Raw genomic sequence first — 1462 nt, forward strand, 5'->3', positions numbered from 1 at the left:
GCTTATACTGGCGCATTATTTTTGTTCTGCAATAAATCGAAAGATAAACTCAAGCTGGTTTACTGGGATAAAACGGGGTTTGCTTTGTGGTACAAGCGCTTAGAAAAACAAAAGTTCAAATGGCCAAGCAAAGTCAGTTTGCAAGAATTTGAACTCAGTCCTGGGCAATTGGATTGGTTGTTGTCGGGATATGATGTACTTGGTCATGAAGAATTGCAGTATCAATCGATGATCTAATCGATCATATTGACAGTAAATGATCGTTGCCACACCGTCTGCTTTATCTTTGCGTCAAACAAGAAAACAACGTCAAATTCTGTTAAATTGCGAACATGAAAATTGATGCACACTTACTTCCTGACGACCTAGAACAACTCAAGCGCATGGTGCTTGAGTTGCAACAAGTCGTTGCTGAAAAAGATGCGCAAATTCACGAATTACTGCAAGCTTATAACGCGAAGCTTGCCAAAGAGTACGCGAAGAAATCTGAAAAGATGCCCGGTGCTGGAGAGCTCTTCAATGAAGYAGAAGACATTCTTGATGAACATGATAAAGCGCTATTGGCCACATCGCCCTTAGTAAAGAAAGAAAAAGCCAAACCGAAACGCCGGCCACTGCCAGCACAGTTACCACGAGTCGAGGTGGTTGTTGACCTTGATGAGGATGAAAAAGTGTGTGATTGCTGTCAAAGCCCACTTCACAAAATGGGTGAAAGCAGCAGTGAAACACTCGAATTTGTGCCAGCGCATATCAAGGTTATCAAAACTATTCGCCCTAAATATACGTGCCGTCACTGTGAGCGTGAAGGGATTGAAAGTGTAGTAAAAACCGCCCTAATGCCCGCAACATCCATTCCAAAAAGTATCGCCACGCCCAGTTTACTGAGCCAAATAATCATGTGTAAATACCAGTTTGGCTTGCCGCTTTATCGCCAAGAAACGTTATTTTCTGATATCGGTATTGAATTGAGCAGGCAAACCATGTCGAGCTGGATGTTACGCTGTGCTGAATTGTTGTCACCGCTCTATCAGCGCTTAAAAGAAATCTTGTTATCTCAAGCGGTTATTCATGGCGATGAAACCTCGTTAAACGTTATTAACGCAGAGAAAGCGACCAGCTATATGTGGCTGTATTGTTGTGGCGATGATAAGCCGGGTAAAGGCACTAATATTGTCTTGTTTGATTATCATAATAGTCGCGCGGCCCACTGTGTAGTTGATTTTCTTGACGGTTATCAAGGCTACATGCACGTTGACGGCTACAAAGCATACGAGCAAACGAAGGCAACACTGGTTGCGTGCTTAGCTCATATACGCCGTAAGTTCATCGAGGCCAAAGGCAATAATAAAAAAACCGTTAAAGCGGATGTAGCACTTAACCTTATTCGCAAACTCTATGGTATTGAGCAAGCCATCAAAGGTAAATCGGTCAGTGAAAAATTCACCGTTAGGCAGCAAAAAGC

Annotated in this window: 2 protein-coding genes; both read left to right on the top strand. The window is 42.8% G+C overall.

Going from position 1 to position 1462, the window contains the following annotated elements:
- The coding region (gene tnpB, locus ADS77_RS21070; protein ID WP_054456195.1) for an IS66 family insertion sequence element accessory protein TnpB at positions 1–237 on the top strand (237 nt) is incomplete at its 5' end.
- A gap of 95 nt (positions 238–332) precedes the next feature.
- Positions 333–1462 (top strand): IS66 family transposase (tnpC, locus tag ADS77_RS21075; protein WP_054456197.1); only part of this gene is annotated, 1130 nt, incomplete at its 3' end.

Origin of the sequence: Pseudoalteromonas porphyrae, from assembly GCF_001298125.1 — a bacterium.
Taxonomy (GTDB): domain Bacteria; phylum Pseudomonadota; class Gammaproteobacteria; order Enterobacterales; family Alteromonadaceae; genus Pseudoalteromonas; species Pseudoalteromonas neustonica.